This is a genomic window from Microbacterium sp. Y356, from assembly GCF_059445355.1.
This window is the reverse complement of the sequence record NZ_JCAIUE010000001.1, coordinates 1,744,421-1,768,452: the sequence shown is the minus strand read 5'-3', so window position 1 is coordinate 1,768,452 and position 24,032 is coordinate 1,744,421. Positions and strand designations below refer to the sequence as shown.

30 protein-coding genes are annotated in these 24,032 nt (G+C 66.4%); 18 read left to right on the top strand and 12 right to left on the bottom strand.

Annotated elements, in window-relative coordinates; translation table 11 throughout:
• Positions 1 to 24: 24 nt before the first annotated feature.
• Positions 25 to 1,041, top strand: coding sequence for a PfkB family carbohydrate kinase (locus AC1C2Q_RS08505; RefSeq protein ID WP_495449746.1), 1,017 nt, complete (start codon positions 25 to 27; stop codon positions 1,039 to 1,041).
• On the opposite strand, the gene AC1C2Q_RS08500 is transcribed toward AC1C2Q_RS08505, so the two are convergent.
• Both AC1C2Q_RS08500 and AC1C2Q_RS08495 read right to left on the bottom strand, forming a co-directional pair.
• The gene (locus AC1C2Q_RS08500) at positions 974 to 1,705 is read right to left on the bottom strand and encodes a hypothetical protein (RefSeq protein ID WP_495449745.1); all 732 of its coding nucleotides are present in this window, start codon (positions 1,703 to 1,705) and stop codon (positions 974 to 976) included. The genes AC1C2Q_RS08505 and AC1C2Q_RS08500 overlap by 68 nt on opposite strands.
• The gene (locus AC1C2Q_RS08495) at positions 1,702 to 2,274 is read right to left on the bottom strand and encodes a TetR/AcrR family transcriptional regulator (protein ID WP_495449744.1); all 573 of its coding nucleotides are present in this window, start codon (positions 2,272 to 2,274) and stop codon (positions 1,702 to 1,704) included. Before AC1C2Q_RS08495 ends, AC1C2Q_RS08500 begins: the two co-directional genes overlap by 4 nt.
• Before the next feature lie 152 nt (positions 2,275 to 2,426).
• Here AC1C2Q_RS08495 and AC1C2Q_RS08490 point away from each other — a divergent pair, with 152 nt between their 5' ends.
• Complete coding sequence (locus AC1C2Q_RS08490) at positions 2,427 to 3,371, top strand: zinc-binding dehydrogenase (RefSeq protein ID WP_495450562.1); 945 nt, start codon at positions 2,427 to 2,429, stop codon at positions 3,369 to 3,371.
• A gap of 108 nt (positions 3,372 to 3,479) precedes the next feature.
• On the opposite strand, the gene AC1C2Q_RS08485 is transcribed toward AC1C2Q_RS08490, so the two are convergent.
• A complete protein-coding gene (locus AC1C2Q_RS08485) occupies positions 3,480 to 3,983 on the bottom strand; it encodes a MarR family winged helix-turn-helix transcriptional regulator (RefSeq protein WP_495449743.1) in 504 nt (167 codons plus the stop codon).
• Between the two features lie 104 nt (positions 3,984 to 4,087).
• Here AC1C2Q_RS08485 and AC1C2Q_RS08480 point away from each other — a divergent pair, with 104 nt between their 5' ends.
• Positions 4,088 to 5,017, top strand: coding sequence for an NADP-dependent oxidoreductase (locus AC1C2Q_RS08480; protein ID WP_495449742.1), 930 nt, complete (start codon positions 4,088 to 4,090; stop codon positions 5,015 to 5,017).
• A gap of 79 nt (positions 5,018 to 5,096) precedes the next feature.
• Here AC1C2Q_RS08480 and AC1C2Q_RS08475 read toward each other — a convergent pair whose 3' ends face one another.
• Both AC1C2Q_RS08475 and AC1C2Q_RS08470 read right to left on the bottom strand, forming a co-directional pair.
• Entirely contained in the window at positions 5,097 to 5,771 is a 675-nt protein-coding gene (locus AC1C2Q_RS08475) for a hypothetical protein (RefSeq protein ID WP_495449741.1), read from the bottom strand.
• A 184-nt stretch (positions 5,772 to 5,955) separates the two neighbouring features.
• Positions 5,956 to 6,228 (bottom strand): DUF1905 domain-containing protein, encoded by a 273-nt coding sequence (locus AC1C2Q_RS08470; protein WP_495449740.1) that lies wholly within the window; start codon positions 6,226 to 6,228, stop codon positions 5,956 to 5,958.
• A gap of 54 nt (positions 6,229 to 6,282) precedes the next feature.
• Between AC1C2Q_RS08470 and AC1C2Q_RS08465 the strand changes: the two genes are divergently transcribed.
• The 3 genes from AC1C2Q_RS08465 (at position 6,283) to AC1C2Q_RS08455 (ending at position 8,428) form a co-directional block, all read left to right on the top strand.
• Positions 6,283 to 7,488, top strand: coding sequence for an MFS transporter (locus AC1C2Q_RS08465; RefSeq protein ID WP_495449739.1), 1,206 nt, complete (start codon positions 6,283 to 6,285; stop codon positions 7,486 to 7,488).
• Between the two features lie 143 nt (positions 7,489 to 7,631).
• Positions 7,632 to 8,114 carry an SRPBCC domain-containing protein gene (locus AC1C2Q_RS08460; protein ID WP_495449738.1) on the top strand — a complete coding sequence of 161 codons (483 nt, stop codon included), beginning with the start codon at positions 7,632 to 7,634 and terminating at the stop codon, positions 8,112 to 8,114.
• The gene (locus tag AC1C2Q_RS08455) at positions 8,111 to 8,428 is read left to right on the top strand and encodes an ArsR/SmtB family transcription factor (protein ID WP_495449737.1); all 318 of its coding nucleotides are present in this window, start codon (positions 8,111 to 8,113) and stop codon (positions 8,426 to 8,428) included. Before AC1C2Q_RS08460 ends, AC1C2Q_RS08455 begins: the two co-directional genes overlap by 4 nt.
• Here the strand turns inward: AC1C2Q_RS08455 and AC1C2Q_RS08450 are convergent, their stop codons facing one another.
• Entirely contained in the window at positions 8,429 to 8,725 is a 297-nt protein-coding gene (locus AC1C2Q_RS08450; RefSeq protein WP_495449736.1) for a DUF503 domain-containing protein, read from the bottom strand.
• A gap of 204 nt (positions 8,726 to 8,929) precedes the next feature.
• Between AC1C2Q_RS08450 and AC1C2Q_RS08445 the strand changes: the two genes are divergently transcribed.
• The 4 genes from AC1C2Q_RS08445 to AC1C2Q_RS08430 all read left to right on the top strand — a co-directional run bounded on the left by AC1C2Q_RS08445 (position 8,930) and on the right by AC1C2Q_RS08430 (position 12,247).
• Positions 8,930 to 9,496, top strand: a complete 567-nt coding sequence (locus tag AC1C2Q_RS08445) for a TetR/AcrR family transcriptional regulator (protein WP_495449735.1) — start codon at positions 8,930 to 8,932, stop codon at positions 9,494 to 9,496.
• An 81-nt stretch (positions 9,497 to 9,577) separates the two neighbouring features.
• Complete coding sequence (locus tag AC1C2Q_RS08440; RefSeq protein WP_495430668.1) at positions 9,578 to 11,002, top strand: MFS transporter; 1,425 nt, start codon at positions 9,578 to 9,580, stop codon at positions 11,000 to 11,002.
• 92 nt (positions 11,003 to 11,094) lie between these two features.
• Positions 11,095 to 11,307, top strand: coding sequence for a hypothetical protein (locus tag AC1C2Q_RS08435; protein ID WP_495449734.1), 213 nt, complete (start codon positions 11,095 to 11,097; stop codon positions 11,305 to 11,307).
• A gap of 43 nt (positions 11,308 to 11,350) precedes the next feature.
• On the top strand, positions 11,351 to 12,247 hold the full coding sequence (locus tag AC1C2Q_RS08430) for an SDR family NAD(P)-dependent oxidoreductase (RefSeq protein WP_495449733.1): 897 nt from the start codon (positions 11,351 to 11,353) through the stop codon (positions 12,245 to 12,247).
• Positions 12,248 to 12,260: 13 nt separating this feature from the next.
• Here AC1C2Q_RS08430 and AC1C2Q_RS08425 read toward each other — a convergent pair whose 3' ends face one another.
• Complete coding sequence (locus AC1C2Q_RS08425; protein WP_495449732.1) at positions 12,261 to 13,091, bottom strand: helix-turn-helix domain-containing protein; 831 nt, start codon at positions 13,089 to 13,091, stop codon at positions 12,261 to 12,263.
• A gap of 19 nt (positions 13,092 to 13,110) precedes the next feature.
• Entirely contained in the window at positions 13,111 to 13,464 is a 354-nt protein-coding gene (locus AC1C2Q_RS08420) for a nucleoside triphosphate pyrophosphohydrolase family protein (protein ID WP_495449731.1), read from the bottom strand.
• Positions 13,465 to 13,677: 213 nt separating this feature from the next.
• Here AC1C2Q_RS08420 and AC1C2Q_RS08415 point away from each other — a divergent pair, with 213 nt between their 5' ends.
• Positions 13,678 to 14,019, top strand: a complete 342-nt coding sequence (locus AC1C2Q_RS08415; protein WP_495449730.1) for a nuclear transport factor 2 family protein — start codon at positions 13,678 to 13,680, stop codon at positions 14,017 to 14,019.
• A 9-nt stretch (positions 14,020 to 14,028) separates the two neighbouring features.
• Here the strand turns inward: AC1C2Q_RS08415 and AC1C2Q_RS08410 are convergent, their stop codons facing one another.
• Positions 14,029 to 14,331, bottom strand: coding sequence for a helix-turn-helix domain-containing protein (locus AC1C2Q_RS08410; protein WP_495450561.1), 303 nt, complete (start codon positions 14,329 to 14,331; stop codon positions 14,029 to 14,031).
• Between the two features lie 49 nt (positions 14,332 to 14,380).
• Here AC1C2Q_RS08410 and map point away from each other — a divergent pair, with 49 nt between their 5' ends.
• The 4 genes from map to AC1C2Q_RS08390 all read left to right on the top strand — a co-directional run bounded on the left by map (position 14,381) and on the right by AC1C2Q_RS08390 (position 19,009).
• Positions 14,381 to 15,154 (top strand): type I methionyl aminopeptidase, encoded by a 774-nt coding sequence (map, locus tag AC1C2Q_RS08405; protein ID WP_495449729.1) that lies wholly within the window; start codon positions 14,381 to 14,383, stop codon positions 15,152 to 15,154.
• A gap of 82 nt (positions 15,155 to 15,236) precedes the next feature.
• On the top strand, positions 15,237 to 16,580 hold the full coding sequence (locus AC1C2Q_RS08400; protein WP_495449728.1) for a DUF222 domain-containing protein: 1,344 nt from the start codon (positions 15,237 to 15,239) through the stop codon (positions 16,578 to 16,580).
• Positions 16,581 to 16,685: 105 nt separating this feature from the next.
• Positions 16,686 to 17,270, top strand: coding sequence for a PadR family transcriptional regulator (locus AC1C2Q_RS08395; protein WP_495449727.1), 585 nt, complete (start codon positions 16,686 to 16,688; stop codon positions 17,268 to 17,270).
• A 50-nt stretch (positions 17,271 to 17,320) separates the two neighbouring features.
• Positions 17,321 to 19,009, top strand: a complete 1,689-nt coding sequence (locus tag AC1C2Q_RS08390) for an ABC1 kinase family protein (protein WP_495449726.1) — start codon at positions 17,321 to 17,323, stop codon at positions 19,007 to 19,009.
• 38 nt (positions 19,010 to 19,047) lie between these two features.
• Here AC1C2Q_RS08390 and AC1C2Q_RS08385 read toward each other — a convergent pair whose 3' ends face one another.
• Entirely contained in the window at positions 19,048 to 19,548 is a 501-nt protein-coding gene (locus tag AC1C2Q_RS08385; RefSeq protein ID WP_495449725.1) for a single-stranded DNA-binding protein, read from the bottom strand.
• Positions 19,549 to 19,661: 113 nt separating this feature from the next.
• Positions 19,662 to 20,627 (bottom strand): GlxA family transcriptional regulator, encoded by a 966-nt coding sequence (locus AC1C2Q_RS08380; protein ID WP_495449724.1) that lies wholly within the window; start codon positions 20,625 to 20,627, stop codon positions 19,662 to 19,664.
• Between the two features lie 71 nt (positions 20,628 to 20,698).
• Here AC1C2Q_RS08380 and AC1C2Q_RS08375 point away from each other — a divergent pair, with 71 nt between their 5' ends.
• The 3 genes from AC1C2Q_RS08375 (at position 20,699) to AC1C2Q_RS08365 (ending at position 23,125) form a co-directional block, all read left to right on the top strand.
• Positions 20,699 to 21,661: an NADP-dependent oxidoreductase gene (locus tag AC1C2Q_RS08375; RefSeq protein ID WP_495449723.1), complete on the top strand. Its 963-nt coding sequence runs from the start codon at positions 20,699 to 20,701 to the stop codon at positions 21,659 to 21,661.
• Complete coding sequence (locus AC1C2Q_RS08370) at positions 21,661 to 21,987, top strand: NIPSNAP family protein (protein WP_495430656.1); 327 nt, start codon at positions 21,661 to 21,663, stop codon at positions 21,985 to 21,987. The genes AC1C2Q_RS08375 and AC1C2Q_RS08370 overlap by 1 nt, the downstream gene beginning before the upstream one ends.
• 67 nt (positions 21,988 to 22,054) lie before the next feature.
• Positions 22,055 to 23,125 (top strand): acyl-CoA dehydrogenase family protein, encoded by a 1,071-nt coding sequence (locus AC1C2Q_RS08365; protein WP_495449722.1) that lies wholly within the window; start codon positions 22,055 to 22,057, stop codon positions 23,123 to 23,125.
• Between the two features lie 14 nt (positions 23,126 to 23,139).
• Here AC1C2Q_RS08365 and AC1C2Q_RS08360 read toward each other — a convergent pair whose 3' ends face one another.
• Positions 23,140 to 23,985, bottom strand: coding sequence for a helix-turn-helix transcriptional regulator (locus AC1C2Q_RS08360; RefSeq protein WP_495449721.1), 846 nt, complete (start codon positions 23,983 to 23,985; stop codon positions 23,140 to 23,142).
• Positions 23,986 to 24,032: the final 47 nt, after the last annotated feature.

The window sequence follows — 24,032 nt, the reverse complement described above, 5'->3', positions numbered from 1 at the left end:
CTGCCTGATCGATAGGCTGTCCGCATGCTCACCCGTGCTGAGGCCGATGATCGACTCGCGCAGGATGCGCACCCACCACGAGTGATCCACAGCGGACAGGCGCTGGTTGACTTGGTCATCGAAGTGGCGGATCTCCCCGCGCGCGGGCAGAACCTCATGGCCGATGCCGTCGGAGAGTTCGCCGGCGGCTCCGTCACAGTGCTGCTCGCGGCGGCTCGTCTCGGCGCCCAGTGCCTGCATGCCGGATCGATCGGGACCGGTCCATACGGTGATCTAATCCGCGAGGCGCTGGATGCCGACGGCATTGCAGCATCCGCCCCGCAGATTGCCACGCAGGACACCGGAGTGTGTGTCGTGCTGCTCGAACCCACCGCAGAGCGCACTTTCGTCACGACGCTGGGCGCCGAGCGCGAGATCACGGTCGAGTCGCTCGCGAGCGCCGACGTTCAACCAGGCGACCTCGTCTGCGTCACCGGATACTCGCTCGCCGTCGCGCAGACCCGCGATCCGATGCTGGCCTGGTTGGCGTCCCTTCCCGAGGATGCGGTCGTCGTCCTCGACCCGGGGGCGGCGTTCGCTGAGCTGCCCGCTGACGTGCGCGACACGATGCTCGCCCGCACCGACGTGTGGACCGGCAACGCCGAGGAGGCGACCGATCTGCTGGCCGCGCTGTTCGTTCCGGTTGAAGCATCGTCCATTCCAATCCAGGCATCCGAACGCGAGATCGCGACCCAGGCCCGGGCACTTGCTCCGCTGATGCGCGCCGGGGCGGTCACCATCGTTCGCGACGGCGCCGAAGGGTGTGCGGTGCATGCGCACGGAGAGAGCGTCTACGTGCCGGGCTTTCCGCAGACTCCCGTTGACACCAACGGCGCCGGTGACACCCACACCGGGGCGCTGCTGGCAGGCATCGCCGACGGCTCGACATGGGTGGATGCATGCCGACGCGCCAACGCCGCGGCCGCCATCAAAGTCACCCGTCGTGGACCGACGACGGCTCCGACTGCGGATGAGGTCGAGGAGTTTCTCCGCGGGAGGTGAAGTTCCTCTGCTGGTCCGCCTCAGCCAACCCCACTCGCATAGCCTCCCGCTCCCCGGCATCCCACGGCCCAGATGCAGCCAGCGGAATCTCGGTCATGAAGCGACGCTCGCTCTCAGGGATCTGATCGGCGACCATCTGCGGGTTAGCGGCGGCCGTCGCATAGAGCTCCGGCCCATCGGCGTAGAACAGGTCGCAGACCACGAGGCGGCCGTCGGCTCCGCGCATGACGTTCGACGGGTTCTGGTCCAGCGGTCCGCACCACGGCAGCTCGTGAAGCGCTCGCTCGTGGATGCGGCGGACGATGTCGACCAGTTCGGCGACGGCCTCGTCGCGGTTCTCGATCGCACGGTGGAACTCGATGGCAACCTGCTCGTCCGCAGCCTGGAGCCACTCCATGACTTGCAGATCTCCGCCGCCGGCGAGGCGTCGATGGGTGAAGAGGTGCGGCACCCGGCGTGTGTGAGCCGCCTCGTGATACAGCCCCGCCGTGTACGGACCGGTCGGGTCAAATGGGCTGATGCGCGCCGCCATCGTGCCGTCGGGAGAGCGCAGCGCGATCGCCCAGTCCCCGGCGCCGCACGGCGTCCAGCCGGCGGCTGCGAAGCTTCGCTCGGCGTCCAGGTGCGTGGCATCCGCCGCAAGCGCGTCGACGATCTCGTTCATGCCACCAGCCTCCGCTCACGCAGCCCATCGATCGCCAGCACGGCGAAACGTCGCGCAGCGGTCTCGCGGGCACCCTCGTCCACTGCAGCGAGCCCGCGTCCGGTGAGCAGGATGAGGATGAGGTCGTCGATGACGAAGTCGCGACGCAGCTCTCCCGTGGACTGGGCGCGGCGGCCGAGATCCTCGAGCAGTCCCAGCAGTTCTCGTCGATGCTCCGCGAATGCGGCCGCGGCCGGGTCGACGGACATGAACGCGTCGACGAAGCCGCGGTTGCGAACGTTCAGCGCGGTGAGGCGTTCGATGACCGACGTGAAGCCGCGCCACGGATCTTCGTCGGCGCAGCCATCCACAACCACCGCGCGGCACGACTGGAGCTCGACGGCAAAGGCCTCGTCGACGAGCACCTGCCTCGTGGGAAAGCGGCGGTACAGAGTCGCCGGTCCGACCTGGGCGCGGCGTGCGATCTCGCGCATGCCGACATCGAGGCCGCGCTCGGCGAAGAGGCTGCGCGCCGCCGTCACCATGCGGTCGCGGTTGTCCTGCGCATCCGTGCGGAGTGCCCGAGTCATTTCGGGGCTCATTCCTCTCACTTCGCGTTAGTGGACGGGGGCGTCCACTAACGTCTCCAAGGTACCGGAACCAGGCGATGAACGCGCCGGCCAGCCGGCTGGCGGACGTGCCGACGAATCGGCAGACGAAGAGGAGCAACCCTGTGCGAGCGATGACGATCCAGCGATTCGGCGACCCAGACGGAATGGTGATGAAAGACGTCCCCAAGCCGAGTCCTGCAGCGGATCAGATGCTGATCGAGACAGAGGCGATCGGCGTCGGTGGTGTAGACGCGGTGATCCGTCGCGGCACGCTCGGCTCGGGGTTTCCGATCGGAATGATCCCTGGCAGCGAAGTCGCAGGCATCGTCAGTGAGGTCGGTGCAGACGTGGATGACGCCTGGATCGGCCGGCGCGTATGGGCGTTCACCGGCACCGGCGGCGGATACGTCGAGCACGCGCTAGCCCGGGTCGGTGGCGTGACGCCGATCCCCGACGGGGTGTCGTCCATCGACGCGGTGACTGTCGGCAGCGCAGGGCCCGTCGCGCACTTCGCCCTCGCCCACGCGCATCTCGCCGCAGGCGAGACGGTGCTGGTGCGCGGCGCAGCAGGCAGCATCGGCATCGCTGCGATCGAGCTCGCCGCCCGCGTCGGAGCATCCACCATCGCCGTGACGACGTCATCCGAAGAGCGAGGCCGCCGGCTGCGTGAGTACGGAGCGACGGAACTGCTCGATCGAGAAGGGTCCGGCGGCACGACAAGCGCCTTCGACGTGATCATCGACATCGTCGGCGGTGAGCAGATCCCCGCGTTCATCGATCGACTCGCACCCAACGGCCGTCTCGTTATCGTCGGAGCGGTCGCCGGGTTCCCGCCCGCCGACTTCGGTATGCGCCTCATGCAGGGCTTTCAGCAGTCCAGATCGGTCGCCACGTTCAGCCTGGACTCGATCTCCGCCGAGAGAACGGATGCTGCCAGGGCGGAGCAGTTCGCGGCAGTGGCCAGAGGCGAACTGCATCCGGTCGTCCACGCCGTCATGCCCCTCGAGGAGGCAGCCGAGGCCCATCGTCAGATGGATCGCGGCGCTGTGTTCGGCCGCATCGTCCTCGAGCCCTGAGTCGCGAGCCCTGAGTCCCGAGCGCTGAGTCGCGAGCCCTGAGGCGGGGCGGATGTCAACGTCCGTGACCGCCCACGGTTCTTCGGCACGCTCGATAGAGGACCAGCACTACGGGGTCTTGCCAGACCGCCGCGGCGTCGCAGAGCGCGGCGGGCTCGCGCGCAGGTGACCACAGACCTGGGTCATCACCCGGGCGAGAACGTCGACGTCGTCGTCGGCGAGGGATGCGAACAGCAGGCTGCTGACGACCTCGATGTGTCCGGGGAACACCTTCGCGAGCACCTCGCGGCCTTCGTCCGTGATCGCGACGACGGTGCTCCTCTCGTCCTCCGGTGAGGGGGCGCGCGTGACGAGTCGGCGCTCTTCGAGCGTCTGCGCCTGATATGTCAGCCCGCTGCGGCTGTAGACGAGGTCATCCGCGAGATCCGTCATCCGCTGGCTGCCCTCGGGTGCGTCTCGCAAGCGAGCGAGCACCTGGAACTGCACGTAGCTGAGCTTGCCGACCTCGCGGAGTTGCTTCTCCACCGCGTGCCGCAGAAGGCTGCTCACCTCGGTGAAGGCGAAGTAGGCCGCGAGCTCTGTGGGGGAGAGCTGAGGGGGGCGTGTGGTCATTTCTCCAGTATACGTGTTGCTTCGAATTCGAAGTAGTGCTACCGTTTCCGTAGTGCTTCGAATTCGAAGCATCCATTCGAAGTAGAAATGAAAAGGACAGGATCATGAAGGCAGTACGGTTCCACGAAGTGGGCGGGCCCGAAGTACTCCAGTACGGCGAGATCGACCAGCCCACTCCCGCCGCGGGGCAGGTGCGGCTGCGCGTCGCGGCATCCGCGTACAGCGCCGCCGACAACGGCATCCGCGCAGGCTTCCTGCCGATTCCGGTGGTGCTCCCGCACGTGCCGGGGCCCGACGTCTCGGGCACAGTCGACGCGATTGGTGACGGAGTCGAGGGGTTCGCGGTCGGCGACGAGGTGATTGGCTTCCTGCCCATGGGCGAAGACGGAGGTGCCGCGGAATACGTGGTCGCTCCGGCGGACGTGCTCGTCGCGGCGCCGACCAGCGTTCCGCTTGCGGATGCTGCGGCATTGCCCTCGGTCGCGCTCACCGCGCGCCAGGCACTCTTCGAAGACGGAGGGCTCGAGGCAGGTCAGCGCGTGCTCATCGTCGGCGCCGGCGGCGCCGTAGGGAAGTACGCGATCGCCCTCGCGAAGCGGGCAGGTGCGTACGTCGTCGCGACCGCCAGCCCGCGGAGTGCGGATGCCGTCAGGGCAGCCGGTGCGGACGAGATCATCGACCACACTGAAACCGACGTCCTCGACGCGGTCTCCGAGCCGGTCGACCTTCTCCTCAACCTCGCCCCGCTCGAGCCGGCCGAGTTCACCGCCCTAGTGAGCGTCGTCCGCTCCGGCGGTGTCGTTGTGAGCACCACGGCCTGGATGCCAGCGCCCGACGATGCAGAGCGGAACGTGCGCTCGGTGCTTGTCTTCGTCCGCAGCGACACCGAGCAACTCAAGGAGCTCGTCGCCCTCGTCGACAGCGGTGACCTCCACCTGGAAGTCACCCGCCGCATCCCACTCACCGAGCTGCAGGCGCTCCATGTCGAAGCCGCTGAAGGGCCGATCACTGGCAAGGTCATCGTCATCCCCTGACCTTGCCCGCAGTCAACAGGTGCAGGCGTCGATCGGCTCTGGTGCGCGAAGAGATGCGCGCCCGAGCCGATCGCCTCGCTCAACCTGCCACGCGCCGACCGGTGGTGCGGTCCTGGTGCGCGACCGTCGCGACGACGCCGACGAGCAGGATCAGTTCGAAGGCGTTGACGATGGCCGCGCTGGGCACCGGCAGTGTGACGGCGCTGCCCGCCACCATGAGTGCAGTCGCCACGGTGAGCCACGGCCAGCGTTCTCGAACCCAGACGACGATGCCCGCCACCAGCAGAGCGGCGGCGACGACGAGAACCATGAGCGGTGCTCCGTCGGGAGCGTTCTCGTTGCCGTAACTGAGCGCTCCGTACTCCCAGTCGGCTACGAGCTGCATCGGCAGTGCGCCCACGATGATCTCGTAGACCATGAGTGCCGCGGTCACGCCGATCGCCACCACTGCGGCCCAGGCGGTGCGTGCCCAGCGGAGGCCGGTACGGATCAGCACATGCCAGGCGACAAGAACGAGCAGTGGCGTCAGTAGCGCGTGCATCCAGTACCGCGCCGAGTTCAGCCCTTCGAGTGCGGCTCCGTCGCCGATCATGGTGCCGAGCCCGATGACGATGTTGTCGTAGACGAGACCGAGCACGACGAGCAGCGCGAGGTCGGAGGCGACTGCCCGGCGTCGCGCCACCACCAATGAGATGCCCCAGATGAGCAGCGCGAGGTATGCGACGGCGAAACTGAGGAATATGAAGCTGTCCATATCGCCTCACCGTAGGGGCGGCTCGACAATGAAGCGCGACCCTTGACGGGACGCTGCGCTCATGGCACGCGAGGTGGCTCTGCGGCGCAGCATCCGATCAGCATCATCGCGTGCGCCGGGACGAACGGAGACGCTCAGTGCCTGACGATCCGCTCCGCCGCAAGCCGTGCGCGCGATTCTGCGGTTAGCGCGTGACGATGGTGACGTTGACTCTGTCGCCGACGTCTTTGCCCAGATTCTTGCGAACCTTCGCGTTCAGCGACACCATGTGCCCGCCGGTACCTGTGGGCATCGCGCCGACGTTCTCAAGTGCCACGTCGTCGATCGTCGCATCGACTTTGACGGACTTACCTGTGCCGAAGAACTCCGCTGATTCCGGGATCTCGACACAACTCCACGTCTCGCCCTTGACGTCTACGCCGATTGTCGTTTCGAAGGTCAACCGCTCAGCACTCATGCTGACAGGGTAGTGCGCGGCTGTGCCAGCGTCACCCCACCTAGGCTGATTCATATGCCTTCTTTGACCACAGTCGACCCGGCCGTGCGTCGAGCGCGCATCGGCGTCGCGCTGCTGTTCCTCACCAACGGCGCGCTGCTTGCGAACATCCTGCCGCGCTATCCCGACATCAAAGCGACGCTCGGCCTCGACGCCGCCAGCTACGGTCTCGCGATCGCAGCCTTCCCCGCCGGCGCGATCGTCGCGGGACTCGGAGCCGCCGTGCTCATCCGCCGATTCGGCTCGGCGAGAGTTGCTGTGATCGGCACCATTCTCACCAGCCTGGGGCTGCTCTCGGCGGGTATCGCGCCGTCGGTGCTCTTCTTCGCACTCGGCCTCTTCATCGGTGGGGCGACGGATGCCATCACCGACGTCGCCCAGAACGCGCACAGTCTGCGCGTGCAGCGCGGATACGACCGCTCGATCATCAACTCCTTCCACGCGATCTGGTCGATCGGCGCTGTTCTCGGCGGATCGATGTCGGCGGCGGCGATCGCGCTGAAGTTGCCCCTCGGCATCCACCTGACGATCTCCGCCGTCGTCTTCTGTGCCGTCTCGCTCGTCGCCCTACGGATGTGCCTGCCCGGCCACGACGACGTCGCCGAAGACGACGCAATCGCCGGCGGATCGGAGATCGGCGGTGCGCTGCGCCGCGGCATCTCCGGCCGGACTGTGTTCGTCATCATCGCGCTCGTGTTGCTCGCGATCGTCGGCGCCGTGGTTGAGGATGCCGGAATGTCATGGGCGACCCTCTACCTCGGCGCCGATCTCGGTGCTCCGGCCGCGATCGCGACAACCGGATACATCGCCCTCGTCGGAGCCCAGTTCATCGGCCGGATGATCGGCGACGGCATGGTCGACCGGTTCGGTCAGCGTACCGTCGCCCGCGCCGGCGGACTCCTCATCGCCGTCGGCATGGGGCTGGCACTGGCGTTCCCGAGTGTGCCGGGCACGATCCTGGGCTTCGCGGTCGCAGGGTTCGGGTCGGCGACGCTTATCCCTGCCGCGCTGCAGGCTGCGGACGCGCTGCCAGGGCTCCGGCACGGTGCCGGCATCACGATCGTGTCGTGGCTGTCGCGACTCGGATTCCTGCTGTCGCCACCGTTCGTCGGGTTTGTCGCTGAGAATGCCGGGCTTCGCACGGGACTGCTCATCGTGCCGATCGCGGGTGTTGTGGCGATCGTGTTCGCCGGGGTGTTGGGGCGGCGACGTACTGCCTGACGGGCCGAGTCATCACGTAGTGCACGAGGTGGTTCCGTAGGCCGAAAACTGCAACTCCAGGGTTGCAGTCATCGCCAGATGGTGCAACCATTGAGTTGCAGTTGGGCTGATCGGCCTACAAAGGAATCTAGAAAGGAACCATCATGGTGAACATGACCGACAACCAGGCATCCGTCGTCGACGAAGACGCATTCACCGTGCGTCGCACCATCCGAATCAACGCGTCCATCGAAAAGGTCTGGCAGGCAGTGACCCAGCCCGAATACATCAGCCGCTGGTTCGGTCGCACCGTGCTCGACGGCACCGGTGTCGGCGCGACCGGCACGATGACCTTTCCCGACTACGGGTCCATCCCGCTGCGGGTGGAGGAATGGGAAGAGCCGCGCTGCGTCGCCTACCGCTGGAACAACGACGACGCGCTCGGGCAGCTCCCGGACGGCATCCAGGAGAACGGCTCGACCGTCTTCACCTTCACGCTCGATGAGGCGGATGGTGGCACGCAGCTCACCGTCGTCGAGGTCGGATTCGAGAACACCTCCGAGCCGCTCGCGAACCTCGAGAGCCACCGCACCGGATGGGATGAAGAACTCGACAAGCTCGTCGTCCTGGTCGAGGGTGACGCGTGAGCACAGAAACTCTGGCTCCGATGTTCGCGGCGCTCGCCGACGAGACGCGGTGGAGCATCCTTGCGGCGCTCGGGGAGGGGGATGCTTCGGCATCCGCCCTCGCCGGGCGCCTCCCGGTCACTCGCCAGGCGATAGCAAAGCATCTCGCGGTGCTCGAACAGGTGGGCCTCGTCGAGCCCGTGCGGGTCGGGCGTGAACTGCGATTCCGGGTGATCGGCGCTGAGCTCAGTGCCACCGCTCAGCGTCTTGACGCGATCGGGCGTGGCTGGGATCGCCGCCTCGCCGCGATCAAGGAGATCGCTGAAGGTCTGTGATCAGTCCTCGCTGGAGTGCAGGCCTCGTCGGGCTGACAAGAGAGTGATCTCCGGATGCTCTTCCGCTAGCATCCGGTCGGCTCGATCCAGGACGTCGCGCACGTGCGCGACGTCCGCGCCCACCACTGACAGGCCGATCGCCGTGCGGCGATGCAGGTCGTGAGCTCCGACCTCCGCAGCAGCCGATTCCGTCCGTCGTGACAGGTCAGCGATCAGAGGCTTGATCACGCTGCGCTTCTCTTTCAGAGAGTGCACATCTCCGAGCAATACGTCGAACTCGATCCAGCCGATCCACATGGCGAGAGTCTTTCATAGGCGGCGTGTTCCGTTTCTAAGAAGTGGGGCTACGGACATTGCCCGAGAACCCGCAGTGATGGGGGAATGAAAACCTGGCCAAAACCCGAGTTTGAGTCAGGTTTCCTTCCGGCGTCAGGCGCGCGGGGCGACCGGGCCGCATCGTGATGGTTGCCTTCGGGCGAGAGTGAGTGTACAGTCACTCATATGTCATCCACGCGGAGTTCGATCCTCTCCACCGCCGATGCGCGTCGGCCCGTCGTGGCCGCGGCGGCGATGGCGGAGTTCGCGCGCGGCGGCTACTACGCCACGACCGTTGCAGACGTCGCGCGGGAGGCGAAGATCTCCCCGGCGTACGTCTTCAAGCTCTACTCCGGCAAAGAAGCGCTCTTCATCGCCGCCCTCGAGGCGTGCTTCGACGCGATTCTTGCCACACTTGAGGAGGGTGCGGACGCGGCCGCAGGCCAGGCGCCAGAGGCGATCCTCGAAGCGATGGGCGACGCCTACGCGCAGCTCATCGGTGACCGCACGCTTCTTATGCTGCAGGTGCACGCGCAGTCCGTCGCCGACATCCCTGAAGTGGGCACGGCGCTGCGAGCTGGCATAGCGCGCATCACGATGTTCGCGAAGAGTCGCTCCGGGGGCACGGGCGATGATATCCAGCGCTTCATTGCTTACGGTCAGCTGTGCCATCTCATCGTCACCACGCAACTCGACGGGCGGCCTGAAGAGTGGGCTGCTCTCCTTACCAAGGGCATGCGTCACCCTGAATAATGCGACCCCGCATGGGGATTTTTCTTGTCAACAAGAGTGAGTGATGAATCACTCACAACTCATCATCGGAAGGAACCACACATGACCACTCTCACCGCCACCCGGGCGACAGCCGCCACAGCACCACGAAGTTCACGCCGTTGGCTCGCCCTTGGCATCCTTGCGCTCGCGCAGTTCCTCGTTGTGCTTGACGCCTCTATCGTCAACATCGCTCTTCCCGTACTCGGGCAGCAGCTCGGCATGGACACCGCCGCTCTCGCCTGGGTGATCACCGCATACGTGCTCGCCTTCGGCGGCCTGCTCCTCCTTGGTGGGCGCCTCGCCGATCGCTACGGTCACCGGCGAATCTTCCTCATCGGCACCGCCGGATTCGTCGCGGCATCCGCTCTCGCAGGCCTCTCCTTCTTCAGCGAGATGCTCCTCGCTGCCCGCGCCCTACAGGGTGCATCCGCCGCGCTCCTCGCTCCGGCCGCCCTCGCGCTGCTGACTCACCTCTTCCCCGACGCGAAGGAACGCACCAAGGCGCTCGGCGTCTGGGGCGCTGTCGCCGGGATCGGTTCGGCCGCCGGCGTGCTGCTCGGCGGCATCCTCACCGCGACCCTCGGCTGGCAGTCAGTGTTCTTCGTCAACGTGCCCATTGGGGCGATCGTACTGATCGCGATCCCGATGCTCATCACGCGCGACAGCGTGCGGGCGTCGGGCCAGTTGGATGCCGCGGGCGCTGTCACCATCACTGCAGCCTTCGTTGCATTGGTCGGCGCGCTCAGCGCGGTGGAGCAGCTCGGGTTCCTGCATCCGCTCCCTCTCGGGTTGTTCGCGGCAGCCCTCGTGCTCGGCCTCGCCTTCGTGCTGGTCGAGAAGCGAAGCGCCGAACCACTGGTGCCGCTGTCGGTGTTCCGCAACCGCAATCTTGCCCTCGGCAACATCGTGATGATGCTCGCTGGCGCCGCCATGGTCGCGCTGTTCTTCGCGCTGTCGGTCTACATGCAGGCCGTCCTCGGCTATGACGCGCTCACGGCCGGCATCTCTCAGCTTCCTCTCGCCGGCGCGCTCGTGCTGGTAGCCGGCACCGCGCCTGCTCTAATCGGCTGGCTCGGTACTCGACCGGTGCTCGCCGGGTCACTGCTCGTGCTCGCGGCCGGCCTGGTGTGGCTGGCATTCGCCCCCTCGGATGCCGTCTTCCTCACGCAGCTCCTCGGACCCACGCTCCTCATCGGCGTCGGACTCGGTGGCGCCTTTGTCGCCACGACCCAACTCGCAGTCGAAGGTGTCGAAGGTGGAGAGGCAGGTCTCGCCGGGGGTCTCATCAACACGAGTCAGCAGATCGGTGGTGCTGTCGGTCTCGCCGTCCTTGGTGCGATCGCAGGCATCCGCACGGCGGCACTGGAAGCCGGTGGCGCGACGCCCGCCGATGCCCTCACCGGGGGATTCGCGTGGCTCTTTATCGGAGCGGCCGTGCTGGCGATCCTCAGTGCGGGGATCGTGGTGGCCTGGAAGCGCGACTAAGTAGAGTGCGGAGCCGGGGCGGGGCGATGGCCTGGGGCGATGGGCTCGGGCGGCGGCGATCGGCGGCGCCGCCCCGCCATCACCCCGGAGCCGTGGATTCCGCGGGCCGGACGCTTCCTACCGAGCTAGCGGCGCGCGAACGCGAGCAGCCTGTCGCCGCGAGTGCCAACGTCAACGAAGTGGAGAGTGTCATGCTGAGCGGACTGACGGATGCCGCGCGCGATCAGCTCCGTGCGCACCTGTTGAGCTGCGTGGTGTCGCTCCGCGGCGCTGCTGGTGAAACAGTCGTCATCAAGACGGTCTGACGCATCCGCGCGGGGGTGCATGCTGAAACCTGAGGAGCACTCGATGGCAGACACATGGCGCGGACAGACAGCGCTCGTTACCGGGGCGAGCGGCGGCGTCGGTCTGGAGATCGCCCGCGCGCTCGCCGCGGGTGGCGCCCGCGTGCTCCTGCCCGTGCGTAACCGCGACCGGGGTGAACGCATGGTCGAGGGCATCAGGAAGAGCGTTCCCGGGGCGGACCTCACGCTTCTCGACCTGGATCTCGCTCGTCTCTCCACCGTATCGACGCTCGCGGCCCAGGTTGAGGAGGTCGCGGCATCCATCGAGCTGTACGTCATGAACGCCGGGGTCATCCTGCTCGGCGACAGGCGTCGCCGAGTCACCGAAGATGGCTACGAGTTGCATTTCCAGACCAACTTCCTCGGTCACTTCATGCTCACGCGTGCGCTCCTCCCGCAGCTACGTGCCGGTCACGCGCGCGTCGCCGTGCAGAGCAGCATGGCGTCCGCTCGTGCCCACGTCGGCTGGGATGATCTGCAGTCCGAGCGTCGGTACAGTGCGTACCGGGCATACGGCACCTCGAAGGCCGCGCTAGGAATCTTCGGCCTGGAGCTCGCTCGACGCAGCGCCACCGAAGGCTGGGGAATCTCCGTCAACCTGTGCCATCCCGGAGTCGTCCCCAGCACCGGCATCGCCACCGACCTCCGCGAGAAACTGGGCGGAGGGCTCGTGAGCGTGATCGCCCGCAACATCGGCAATCCGCCAGCGATGGCAGCACTCCCGGCGCTCATGGCGCTGACTACGGACGGTGCATCCGGACGCTTCTTCGGACCATCCGGTCTCATGGGGCTCGCCGGGGTGCCGCGCGAGCGAGCGCTCTACCGGTCGCACACCGACCCAGCCGCGGGAGAGCGGATCTGGCGAATCGCGGAGGAACTCCTCGCGACGCAGGGTCGCTGACGGGATGCCCGCGTCAGCCCCGCGCGCTCCGTGTCACTTCCAACGTTCCGAGCAGCGCCAGCGCATCCGCACTCGGGCTGCCAGGCACGGCGGTGGCGACGGTGAGCTGCTGCCCGGGCGCATCCCTCACGTCGAGCGTCTGATAGGTGAGGGTGAGCCGGCCGACCTCTGGGTGATTGATCGTCTTCTCGGTCATGCTCAGCCCCGCGACCGTGTGGTCTTCCCAGTAGCTGGCGAACTCGGGAGAATCCGCTCGGAGCCGGGCAATGAGCGGCAGCACGGCCGGATGCGGCGAGCTGAACCCGACCGCGAGGCGAAGCGCGCTGACAGCGGCGCGGGCGACGCGATCCCAGTTCTGGAAATACGCGTGAGCGGATGCATCGAGGAAGACAAAGTCCATCGCCCCGTCGGCGAGCTGCGTCTCACCGAGGAGCGCCCGTGCCGTGGCGTTGGCCGCGATGATGCGGAATCCAGGATCGATGACATACGCGGCTGCGTGCCCGAATGCATCCATGAGCTGTGTCAGCTCGTCACTCACCGGCCCCGGATTCGGCTGCGCTCCCGGCGCGAGCCGAGCGAGGCGGAACGCGTGGATTCGAGCATCCGGACTGAGGCGCAACGCGTTGGCGAGAGACTCGACGACCGGCGCCGACGGCGTGCGCTCCCTGCCCTGCTCGAGGCGGGCGTAATAGTCGGCACTGACCCCGGCTAACACCGCCACCTCCTCGCGGCGCAACCCGCTCACGCGCCTGCCTCCGACATCGGGCAGGCCGACATCTGCTGGCTGGATGCGCGCCCGCTGCGCGCGCAGGAACTCGCCGAGGGGACCAGCGGGTGTTGCCATGGTGCCCACGCTAGTCCTGTCAGTTCGCGGTGCGGGCGATGGTGGCTTCCAGATTCGAGCGGATGCTAGACATTGTGTCGCCGTACGCCTCATCCATGTCGATGCCGAGCCTGTCGGCGAGGACGAACGTCCACCACATCGACTCTGCGAGCTTGTGCTTCAGCTCGGCCCGTGGGTCGCCGTCGATGCCCCACGTGCCCTCGTCAGCGAGCAGAAGCCGGCCGATATATCCGACGTCGTTACTGAAGCCAATCATCAGCTCGTGAAGCGACCAGGTCTTGCCGTTAAAGCGCTCCTCCAGAATTTCGTAGAGAGCGCGGACCTCCAGCGCCTGGGCGCGGGCGGTGGCGAGAGCGGATGAATCAGTAGACACGAGCGGGCTCCAATGTTGTGGGGGACTGAGTAAAGCATCGCGCGGTGCCGGAACCATAACCAGGGTGGATCGCACCCTGGCACGACGGCCGGATCAGGTTCAGTGTCGGAGAAGGCATCTACACCGGCATCCACACCACCATCGGTGCTGGCATCCACGCCACAATCCGCGTTAGCATCCGCGCCGCCATCCGCGTTACCAGAGGAGCAGACCATGCAGACCATCGAACATGAGGCGATCATCGCCGACTGGATCATCGCCGCGAACAGCCACGATGTGGCCCGGTTCCTGGCGTTTTTCACCGACGACGCCGTGCTCGACGACCCCTCGGTCGGAGAGGTCTTCGAGGGGCAAGAAGGCATCGGGCGCTACTACGCGTCGTACTTCGTCGGGTACAACACACAGACCAGGCTCGTTCTCACGGAACCGCGGGAAGGGATGCTGCACGTCGAGGTCGATTTCACCGGAGACTTCCCGGGTGGTCAGACGGGCGGAACCTTTGACATCACGTTCGCCGGCGACAAGATCAGCCATGTGCGGGCTGATCTGATCTAGCGGGGCAGCCTACGACGCGATTCGCTCGCGGGTCCTGCGGCTGAATGCGCCCGGGCCAGCACCCTGGTCGGCGCCGCCGATCTCGGTCCAGACGGCGTCGAGTGAGAGGCCAAGGACGTCGGCGATCGACGCGATCGTCGGGAAGGCCGGGGTTGCCACGCGGCCAGACTCGATCTTGCGCAGCGTCTCGGGCGAGATGCCAGCGTCGAGCGCGACTTCAAGCATCGAGCGCGTCCCTCTGGCGCGTCGCAGCAGGGCGCCGAGGCGTTCTCCGCGCTCGACCTCTGCGGCGGTGAGTGGCATCCTGACCATCATGGTTCGTATTCTAATACCGGGATAACAAGACCGGTATAGTTATTGGATGATTGAGATCCTGAACACTGCTGAACTCGCGCGCGCGAAGGACGCCGGCGCACTGGTCGCCGACATTCTGCAGGCGATGAAGCGCCGCAGCGCGGTCGGCGTGAACCTGATGGACATCGATCGGTGGGCCAAGGAGATGATCCTCGCTGCCGGTGCGGAGTCTTGCTATGTCGACTACGCGCCATCCTTCGGGCGCGGACCATTCGGTCATTACATCTGTGTGGCCGTCAACGACGCAGTGCTTCACGGGATGCCGCACGATTACGCGCTCGCCGATGGCGATCTGCTGACGCTCGACCTCGCCGTCTCCCTCCGCGGGATCGCCGCAGACGCCGCCATCAGCTTCATTGTCGGCTCCTCGTCACGGCCGGAAGATGTTGCCATGATCGACGCGACCGAGCGCGCGTTGACTGCGGGGATCGCCGCGGCCAGGCCTGGAGCGCGGGTCGGCGACATCTCTCGTGCCATCGGCGCCGTCCTCAAGGTGGCGGGGTACCCGATCAATATGGAGTTCGGTGGCCACGGCATCGGATCGACGATGCATCAGGATCCGCACGTCGCCAACGCCGGACGCCCCGGCCGCGGATACCAGCTGCGCCCCGGACTTCTGCTCGCGCTGGAGCCGTGGGTGATGGCCGACACTGATGAGCTCGTCACGGATGCCGACGGCTGGACGCTCCGGAGCGCTACGGGATGCCGCACGGCGCACAGTGAACACACGATCGCCATCACTGAGGATGGCGCCGAGATCCTTACGCTGCCGAGTTTGTAGCGACCGCTCTGCAGCCTGTCGATTGGTGCATTTGTTCGAAGATATGTTCGACAAAAGGTTGACCATGCGATAAGCTGAAGACATGTCAAAGCTGACCGCGCTACACGAGGCCATGTCTGGTCTTGATGCGGCGTGGGCAGATGCCGAAGATTCGAACACTTTTTCTAGAAAACAGCTCCTCGCGGTCAACGACGCCGTTGGCATGCTGCAGCGTCGATTGGATGCTGTGCACGTTGATGTGGCAGCGGGAATCTCCCACGAGTCGCGTCCGGAGCTCGGCGCCGACAGCCTCGCGAAGCAGCAGGGATTCCGCACGGCGGCGAAGTTCATCGCCGCCACTACGGGAGCATCGACCGGTGATGCGTTGCGCCTCATCAAAGTAGGCGAGGCGACGGCCCCGCGCACTGATCTGCTGGGTGCGCGGCTGCCGGCCAAGTACCCGCTCGTGCGCGAAGCGTTGACGTCAGGTGCGCTCAGCTCCCACGGCGCTGCGCTGATCATCACTCTGCTTGATCGCTGTCGAGTGGCTGTCGGCGCCGAACGGGTCGCAATAGGCGAGCGTGTGTTGACTGACGCTGCTGTCGGGCTCGCGCTCGACGAGATCCGCAGGCTCGTTGCGCGTGCCGAGGCGTGGCTTGATCCCGATGGTGTCGAGCCGCGCGACGAAGCACGGCGTGCGCGGAGATCGTTGACGATATTCGAACGGGACGGCAGGCTGCACCTCAACGCGCAGTTCGACGCCGAGGCCGGCGCACCGATTGTCGCCGCGATCCGCGGATATGTGTCGGCTGCGTTCGCCGCCCGCAAGACGGCCATCGATCCGGATGCCCCGGATGCTGATCGTCGAAGCGTGTCCACGCTCCAAGCCGATGCGCTCAGCCTGTTCTGCGCTCACGTGCTCGGATGCAAGGGGGAGAAGCTTCCACTCTCGGGTGCGACCGTCATCGTCCGAATGAGCCTCGAAGACCTGCAGTCAGGCGCGGGGTCGGCGACGATCGACGGTATCGATCAGCCGATCAGCGTCGGTGCGGCTCGTCGGATGGCTGCCAGTGGCGGTGCCATTCCGTGGGTGCTCGGTGGTGACAGCGAGATTCTCGACTGGGGTCGAGAGAAACGCCTATTCACTCGAGCTCAGCGCCTTGCGCTCGTCGAACGTGACGGTGGGTGCGCCATGTGTGCGCTCCCGCCCGAAATGGTCAGAGTGCATCACATTCGCTGGTGGAAACGGCACCACGGACCAACAGACCTTTCGAACGGAGTTCTGCTGTGCGAGACCTGCCATCATCGCGTCCATGACAACGGCTGGGAGATACGCGTAGAAGGCGCGGGTGTCTCAGCTCAGGTCTGGTTCATCCCTCCGTCGTACGTCGACCCTGCAGGTACGCCACGGCTCGGTGGTCGAGCACGATTCGACATCGCGGCATGAGTGACAGGGGCGGGGATGGCAGGGAATGCGGACAGTGGGGCTTCCCCAACGACACTGAACGATATATCGTTAACGTCCATCGTCCCTACGACCGAGGAGGTCAACATGAACGGTTCGTTCCCGACAAGCGGTTTCGGCGGCACAGCAGGTTTCGGCAGTTCGAGTGGCTCGGGGGGTCCGGCATCCGCGATCTTCGAAGCCATGGATCAGCTCCGCAAATCCTTTGAACAGCGCCCCGGCGGACCCTCGCGCATGGCGCGCGGCGACGTTCGGGCGGCGGTCATCACGCTCCTGACTGAAGAGCCCATGCACGGCTACCAGATCATCAACGAGATCGCAGAGCGCTCGGGCGGTGCGTGGAAGCCGAGTGCCGGCTCCGTCTACCCCACGCTGCAACTGCTCGCCGACGAGGGCCTCATCACTGCCGAAGAGCAGAACGGTCGTAAGACCTACTCGCTCACCGGCGCAGGACGCGAAGAAGCCGAGATCGCGGCAGAGAAGCCGGCCCCGTGGGAGGCATTCTCCTCACGTGATGGTGGGCACATCACCGCGCTGCCGAAGGCAGGGATGGATCTCGCCGGCGCGGCCGCTCAGGTCGCTCGAACCGGCACACCCGAACAGGTGCAAGAAGCCGTGACCGTGCTCGAAGAGGCCCGACGTAGGCTGTACGCGATCCTCGCCCAGGACTGACACCAGGCTAACGCGAGGGCTAAAATCAGGAGCCGCGAAAGGATGACTCTATGACGGATGCCGCGGGTCAGGGTGCCCATCGCGCCCGCTATCGCCGCATCGTTACGTTCGCCGCCCGGCAGCTCGTGCAGCTGTGGTGGTTCGAGCTCTTCCTCCCGCGGCTCGGTCTCTCGCGGATCGCCGAGCGCAGCCGCGCTGATCGGATGCGACGCCTCGCGCAGCGCTTCCACACGCTCGCCGTCGACCTCGGCGGACTGATGATCAAGGTCGGTCAGTTTCTTTCCTCGCGGATGGATGTGCTGCCGCCCGAGATCACCGAGGAGCTCGCCGGTCTGCAGGACGAGGTCCCTGCGGTGCCCTTCGCCCAGATCAGAGCACTCGCCGAGGCCGAACTGGGTGTGCCGCTGGAGCGCGCATTCGCGTGGGTCGACGAGCAGCCGCTGGCCGCAGCATCGCTCGGCCAGGTGCATCGCGCGCACCTCTCCGAACTTGACGCCGCCGACACCGGGCTCAAGAACGTCGTCGTGAAGGTGCAGCGCCCCGGCATTGACGAGATCGTCGCCACGGATCTCGCCGCTCTCCGCCGCGTCGGCGGTTGGCTGCGTCGCATCCGCATCGTCTCTGACCGCGTCGATGCACCCGGCCTCGTCGAAGAGTTTGCGCTGACCAGCCTCGAGGAGATCGACTATCTGCACGAGGCCGCTAGCGCCGAACGGTTCGCCGAGAACTTCGCCGACGACCCGCGGGTCGACACCCCGGAGATCATCTGGGAGCGAGTGACTCGCCGAGTGCTCACGCTCTCTGACGTCACCGCGATCAAGATCAACGACACCGCATCTCTCCGCGCGGCCGGCATCGACCCGAGCGAGGTCGCGAAGGTCTTCGCCGAGGTCATGTTCGACCAGGTCTTCACGCATAGCTTCGTGCACGCCGACCCGCACCCCGGCAACATCTTCGTCACCCCAATGCCGAAACGAGCGGATGCCTCGGCCCCCGCCTGGCGACTGACCTTCATCGACTTCGGGATGATGGCGGAGGTGCCAGATAGCCTGCGCGACGGACTACGCACGTTGCTCATTGCAGTCGCCGGCCGCGACAGTAGGGGGCTGGTGGCTGCCGCTCAGGAGATCGGCGTGCTGCTTCCGTCTGCCGATACTGTCGAGCTCGAACGCGCATTGACCACGCTGTTCGCCCGCTTCGGAGGGATGGGATTCGCCGAGCTGAGCAAGGTCGATCCGCGCGAGTTCCGCGACTTCGCGAACGAGTTCGGCGACATGGTGCGCTCGCTCCCCGTGCAACTGCCGGAGAACATGCTGCTGCTCTTCCGTTCGGTCGCGCTGACCTCTGGAATGTGCAGCGGGCTGGACCCTGCTTTCAACGTCTGGGATGCTGCGGAACCCTACGCCGCGCGCCTGCTCCGCGACGAGGCTGGCAACGTCGTGCAGGCGCTCGCTCGCCGCGCGCTTTCGACCGCCGATGTCACGTGGCGGCTACCGCAGCGCATCGACGACGTTATTACCCGCATCGACGACGGAACAGTGTCGTTCGACACATCGCGGCTCGAACGCCGCCTCGACGCGCTCATGCGCATCGGCCGGCGTGCGGTCGCCGCCGTAGTGTTCGCGGGACTGCTCGTCGGCGGAGCGCTGCTGCTCGCGCCGCTGCCAGCACTCGGAACGACGCTCATGATCGTCTCGGCGTTGCCACTGGCGTACGCGGCGTTCGCCGGGCGGCGCTGAGGGTGGTCTCGCCCCGGGGCGGGTTCAGGCGAGTCGCCTCAGAACGGCGTGTCGTCTGACACCGACCATTCCGCATTCGGAGTCGCCCATGAGTCAGTCGCGCCCGACGGTGATGCGGGTGCCGCTGGTGCCGCCGACACCGATGCGCCAGACGCCGGAGCACCTCCGCCGCCGGACCGATCTCCACGGGTGACCTGCGCGGTCGCGTACTTGAGCGAAGGACCGACTTCGTCGATCTGCAACTCCATGCTCACTCGGCTGTTGCCCTCGCGGTCCTGATAGGTGCGCTGCTGCAGTCGTCCAGATGCGATCACTCGGCTGCCCTTGGTCAGTGACGCGGTGATGTTCGTCGCCATGTCGCGCCAGGCCGAGCAGCGCATGAACAGCGCCTCACCGTCTTTCCACTCGTTCGCCTGGCGGTCGAATGAGCGTGGCGTGCTGGCGATGGTGAAGCTTGCGACCGCAACGCCGGATTGCGTCTGGCGCAGCTCGGGGTCGGCGGTGAGGTTTCCCACGATGGTGAGGGTTGTCTCGTTCATGTTGTTCACTCCGGTTTCGTATGTTCTTCATCTCGTGTCGAGACCGTCTCATCGGTGAGACGTGCTCACTGTATGGCGGGCATCCGACATTGGTCTTTCCGGACACACGCCTTTCACGTCATCGCGGCGAAGCGGCGTCGGTAGGCGAGCGGCGGGAGTCCGACGGTGGCGTGCAGGTGTTTGCGCAGCAGCGTTGTGCTTCCGAAGCCGGCTGCACTGGCGATTTGGTCCACGGTCAGATCGGTTGTCTCGAGCATGCGCCGGGCCGACTCGGTCCGTCGCTGGATCAGCCATCGGGCAGGGGTTTCTCCGACCTCGGCCTGAAAACGGCGAGAGAAGGTCCGCAGGCTCATGCGGGCGTGATCGGCGAGGTCGGCAACCGAGAGTGGATCGTGCAGGTTGTCGATCGCCCAGGCCTGAGTCGGCGTCGTCGAGGCTTGAGTGTCTTCGGGCAGTGGGCGCTCGATGAACTGAGCTTGGCCGCCATCGCGCCACGGCGCCACGACGCAGTGACGTGCGGCAGTGTTGGCGACTTCCGCACCGTAGTCCCGGCGCACAAGGTGCAGGCACAGGTCGATCGCGGCGGCTCCGCCCGCTGAGGTCAGCACGCGACCGTTATCGACGAAGAGTACGTCGGGGTCGACTGTGACGCGGGGGAAGAGCGCGGCGAACGCCTCGCTCAAGGCCCAATGCGTGGTGGCGGTGAGACCGTCGAGCAGCCCCGTGGCAGCGAGCACGAATGCGGACGTGCAGAGACTGACGACGCGGGTGTGCTGTGGAATCGCGTCGAGAGCTGCGGCAAGTTCAGGGGGTAATGGTTGGCCGGCACGTAGTTCCGTACTGGGCTCCTGGGTGGCGATCACGACCGTGTCGGCTGACTGGAGCAGTCGGTGATCGTGGTCAACCTGGATCGTGAAGTCCTCGCTGGTGCGCACGGGGCCGCCGTCGAGTGAGCAGGTCGCCACGTCGTAGAGGCGCCGACCGGAGGTGTCGAGAGCTTCATTGAAGACCCTTGCCGGGATTCCGAGGTCGAACGGCATCACGCCGTCCAGGGCGAGTACGGCCACGAGATGTGTCATGGCCGTAAGTTTACGCATAGTGACATTTCTGCCACTGGTTTGCGTGCTTCCGGCTCTGCAGAATCGACATCATGACAAACGAACTGACTTCCATGCGAGCCATCACCCAGAAGAACTTTGGCGGGCCTGAGGAGCTCGCTCTCACCACTGTCGCCCGCCCGACGCCGCTTCCGACCGAGGTCCTGGTCCGCGTCACCGCGGCCGGGGTGAACCCCGTCGATTGGAAGTCCCGCCAGGGCGGTGGCATGGCCGGCGTGCTCGGGGCGCCGCCGTTCATCTTGGGTTGGGACATCGCCGGTGTCGTTGAGGAGGTGGGGTTCGGCGTGACCACTCTGAAGGTTGGAGACCGGGTCTTCGGCATGCCGTGGTTCCCCCGCCAGGCTGGCGCCTACGCCGAATACGTCACAGCCCCAGCTCGCCAGCTCGCCAAGACCCCGGATGCGGTGAGCGATATCGAGGCCGCGGCAGTTCCGCTAGCCGCGCTGACCGCCTGGCAGGTCCTCGTTGATACCGCGGGCGTCAAGGCCGGAGACCGAGTGCTGATCAGCGCGGGCGCTGGTGGCGTGGGCCACTTCGCCGTGCAATTCGCCAAGCATCTCGGCGCACACGTCGTCGCTACCGCCAGCGAGCGGAATCACGACTGGCTGCGCTCACTCGGGGCAGATGAGGTCGTGGATTACCACGATGCCAACTACCTCTCACAGATCAAGGACATCGATGTCGTCGTCGAACTGACAGGTGCTGATCAGATCGCGATCGCCACCTCGACACTGCGGCCGGGAGGCCTGATCATCGGCGTGCCGTCCGGCGTGTCGGCTGGGCTGCTTGAGATTGCCGCAGAACGAGGGTTCCGCGCATCCGCGTATCTGGTGGAGCCCGACGCGACTTCTTTGCGCAAGATCGGCGACCTGATCGCCGACGGCCAGGTAAAGGTCGAGGTCGCCGCGACGTTCCCGCTGGAGCAGGCCGCGGCCGCGCAAAAGCTCGGCGAGGACGGCCACACTCGCGGCAAGATCGTGCTCGAGGTCGCCTGATGAGCGCCTTCTTCGAGATCCGCCGCTACCAAACTCGTCCAGGACGCCGCGACGAGTGGGTCCGCTACATGGAGGATGTCGTCGTCCCCTACCAGCAGTCCAAGGGCATGACCGTCGTGGCTTCATTCGTCGATGAGGAAGACGAAGACGGCTACGTCTGGATCCGTCGCTTCGAGGACGAAGACAGCCGTCTGGCCCGCTACGCCGCAGCATACGAGGATCCGCAGTGGATCAACGTGATCAAGCCGGTCGTCGAAGCCCTGCTGCTCGTAGACCGGACTGTTGTCACCCGCGTACGCCCCACGCCCGTCTCTGGCCTCAGCTGATCACCGCCCATACCGTCGCAACTGTCCAATCGCACTCGATGCTCACCCAATCAGGAAGGCCCCTCAGATGACTGAATCCTCCGTTTCCGCGCAGGAACTGGCTGACGTTCTACTCGCTTCGGCACAGGAATCTGAGGCGGCCGACCGTCTCACCCCCAACAGCATTGAGGCGCTCCGACGCGCCGGTGCTTTCGCGTTCCGCTCGCGGCGGACTGAGGGCGCGTGGGCCACTCCATTCGAGATCGCCGAACAGCTGGCAGCGGTCGGCCGCTTCTCTCCGTCCGCCGCCTGGGTGGCGGGTACATGCGCGACGACGAAGACCCTCTTCGCTCGTAATTTCGGCGACGCTGCTCCAGAAGAGGCACTGGCTGAGCCCGACGCGCTCGCCTGCGGGTCTGGCGTGCCAGCGGGAACGGCGACCCGCGTCGGCGAGGACATGCGCATCAGCGGCCGGTGGGCGAATATCTCAGGCAGCGAGGACGCCGACTGGGCCTCGCTCGCCGTGATGGTCGACGGCGCCTATAGCTGGGCCTTCATCCCCCTCGATCTGCTGAGGATCGAACGGACCTGGCAGATGGCGGGGATGCGTGGCACGGGGAGCCATACCGTGGTCGCGGACGACGTCGTCGTGCCTGCTCGATGGGTGGTCGCGGGTCGGATGCCCTCGCCCGCCGACCAGCTCGTTAGCGGCCTGACAGTTCTGGCGCCGGTGGTGGGCGCGACGTTCGGAGCGCTCGGCCTCATCCGAGACATGTTCGCCTCCGACCGCAAGCCCTTCATGACGACCTACGAGCGCATGAGCGACTCGGCTGGGGCGCGCCATTGGTTCGCCGAAGCGGACCGGCTCGCACACCGAGCCGAGCGGGCAATGCTGGCGGTGGCCACGGTAGCGGGTGGCGAGGAACTCGACCAGATCGGAGTGGCCCGCGCGTTCTCTGATCTGGCCGATGCGGCGCGCGACAGCCGCGCCGCTGTCGACCTGATGATGGACCTGCACGGCGCATCCGGCTTCAACACGGCCAACGCGCTGCAGCGATTCTGGCGCGATATCGCCGTCGGTAGTCGCCACCCGTTGCTGAATCCGTATCTCGCCCTTGAGCGTCTCGGCGCCGCAACCGCTGTCATCGACCGGGCATAGCAGAACGGCGCGGTTCACTCGACGAGCGACTGGGTGCCGAGCACGATGGCGAGTTCGAGCCGTTGCGCGTCGTCGGTGCCCGGAGCCGCGGTGTAGACCATGATGCGCAGGTCGTCCTGCGCGACGACCAGGGTGTCGCAGTCGACTTCGATCGGGCCGACCGTCGGATGGTCGATGATCTTGCGACGTGACCCCTCGGTCATCGGTGAATCGGCCGCGGTCGCCCAGAGGTCAACGAACATGGGGCTCGCGATGCTCAGCTCGGCCACCAGCCGGCGGAGGCGGTCGTCGTGCGGGTATCGCGCCGCCGTTGCGCGGAGGTCCGACACGAGACCGCGTACCTGGGCGGCGTGCTCTTCACCAGTCTGCCGCGCCCGCGACGCCGGTCCGAGCATGTTGCGCCACACGCCGTTGCGTTCGTTGCCTCGCAGCTCGGCGACTGGCCCCATGAGTGCGTCGTAGGGCGGGTTGGCCACCACGAGGTTCCAGCCCGCGTCGTACACGACCACGGGGATTCCGGTGAAGCGGTCGAGCAGTCGCTGCACACTCGGCGGGATCCGCGTGGGCACCACCCCTCGCGCGTGCGGGTTGCGGCCGGCCAGTTCGAACAGGTGCGCCCGCTCACCATCGTCGAGGCGCAGGGCGCGGGCGAGCGATTCGATGACCTGCTCCGAGGGGCCGGTCGCCCGCCCCTGTTCGAGCCGGGTCAGGTAGTCGACCGAGATCCCGGCGAGACCGGCGAGCTCCTCACGACGAAGGCCGAGCGCGCGTCGACGGCTGCCTGTGGAGATGCCGACGGCATCCGGCGACACCCGATCACGCCACCGTCGCACTATCCGGCCGAACTCCCACTCCTCCATGACTCCAGTCTGCTCCCAATGCGAGTCGTTGTCCTGGCCCTGACAGT

Coding starts and splice junctions, on each gene's coding strand:
- AC1C2Q_RS08505 (WP_495449746.1), top strand. CDS start 25: ATGCTCACCCGTGCTGAGGCCGATGATCGACTCGCGCAGGATGCGCAC.
- AC1C2Q_RS08500 (WP_495449745.1), bottom strand. CDS start 1,705: ATGAACGAGATCGTCGACGCGCTTGCGGCGGATGCCACGCACCTGGAC.
- AC1C2Q_RS08495 (WP_495449744.1), bottom strand. CDS start 2,274: ATGACTCGGGCACTCCGCACGGATGCGCAGGACAACCGCGACCGCATG.
- AC1C2Q_RS08490 (WP_495450562.1), top strand. CDS start 2,427: ATGACGATCCAGCGATTCGGCGACCCAGACGGAATGGTGATGAAAGAC.
- AC1C2Q_RS08485 (WP_495449743.1), bottom strand. CDS start 3,983: ATGACCACACGCCCCCCTCAGCTCTCCCCCACAGAGCTCGCGGCCTAC.
- AC1C2Q_RS08480 (WP_495449742.1), top strand. CDS start 4,088: ATGAAGGCAGTACGGTTCCACGAAGTGGGCGGGCCCGAAGTACTCCAG.
- AC1C2Q_RS08475 (WP_495449741.1), bottom strand. CDS start 5,771: ATGGACAGCTTCATATTCCTCAGTTTCGCCGTCGCATACCTCGCGCTG.
- AC1C2Q_RS08470 (WP_495449740.1), bottom strand. CDS start 6,228: ATGAGTGCTGAGCGGTTGACCTTCGAAACGACAATCGGCGTAGACGTC.
- AC1C2Q_RS08465 (WP_495449739.1), top strand. CDS start 6,283: ATGCCTTCTTTGACCACAGTCGACCCGGCCGTGCGTCGAGCGCGCATC.
- AC1C2Q_RS08460 (WP_495449738.1), top strand. CDS start 7,632: ATGGTGAACATGACCGACAACCAGGCATCCGTCGTCGACGAAGACGCA.
- AC1C2Q_RS08450 (WP_495449736.1), bottom strand. CDS start 8,725: ATGTGGATCGGCTGGATCGAGTTCGACGTATTGCTCGGAGATGTGCAC.
- AC1C2Q_RS08445 (WP_495449735.1), top strand. CDS start 8,930: ATGTCATCCACGCGGAGTTCGATCCTCTCCACCGCCGATGCGCGTCGG.
- AC1C2Q_RS08440 (WP_495430668.1), top strand. CDS start 9,578: ATGACCACTCTCACCGCCACCCGGGCGACAGCCGCCACAGCACCACGA.
- AC1C2Q_RS08430 (WP_495449733.1), top strand. CDS start 11,351: ATGGCAGACACATGGCGCGGACAGACAGCGCTCGTTACCGGGGCGAGC.
- AC1C2Q_RS08425 (WP_495449732.1), bottom strand. CDS start 13,091: ATGGCAACACCCGCTGGTCCCCTCGGCGAGTTCCTGCGCGCGCAGCGG.
- AC1C2Q_RS08415 (WP_495449730.1), top strand. CDS start 13,678: ATGCAGACCATCGAACATGAGGCGATCATCGCCGACTGGATCATCGCC.
- AC1C2Q_RS08410 (WP_495450561.1), bottom strand. CDS start 14,331: ATGGTCAGGATGCCACTCACCGCCGCAGAGGTCGAGCGCGGAGAACGC.
- map (WP_495449729.1), top strand. CDS start 14,381: ATGATTGAGATCCTGAACACTGCTGAACTCGCGCGCGCGAAGGACGCC.
- AC1C2Q_RS08400 (WP_495449728.1), top strand. CDS start 15,237: ATGTCAAAGCTGACCGCGCTACACGAGGCCATGTCTGGTCTTGATGCG.
- AC1C2Q_RS08395 (WP_495449727.1), top strand. CDS start 16,686: ATGAACGGTTCGTTCCCGACAAGCGGTTTCGGCGGCACAGCAGGTTTC.
- AC1C2Q_RS08390 (WP_495449726.1), top strand. CDS start 17,321: ATGACGGATGCCGCGGGTCAGGGTGCCCATCGCGCCCGCTATCGCCGC.
- AC1C2Q_RS08385 (WP_495449725.1), bottom strand. CDS start 19,548: ATGAACGAGACAACCCTCACCATCGTGGGAAACCTCACCGCCGACCCC.
- AC1C2Q_RS08380 (WP_495449724.1), bottom strand. CDS start 20,627: ATGACACATCTCGTGGCCGTACTCGCCCTGGACGGCGTGATGCCGTTC.
- AC1C2Q_RS08375 (WP_495449723.1), top strand. CDS start 20,699: ATGACAAACGAACTGACTTCCATGCGAGCCATCACCCAGAAGAACTTT.
- AC1C2Q_RS08370 (WP_495430656.1), top strand. CDS start 21,661: ATGAGCGCCTTCTTCGAGATCCGCCGCTACCAAACTCGTCCAGGACGC.
- AC1C2Q_RS08365 (WP_495449722.1), top strand. CDS start 22,055: ATGACTGAATCCTCCGTTTCCGCGCAGGAACTGGCTGACGTTCTACTC.
- AC1C2Q_RS08360 (WP_495449721.1), bottom strand. CDS start 23,985: ATGGAGGAGTGGGAGTTCGGCCGGATAGTGCGACGGTGGCGTGATCGG.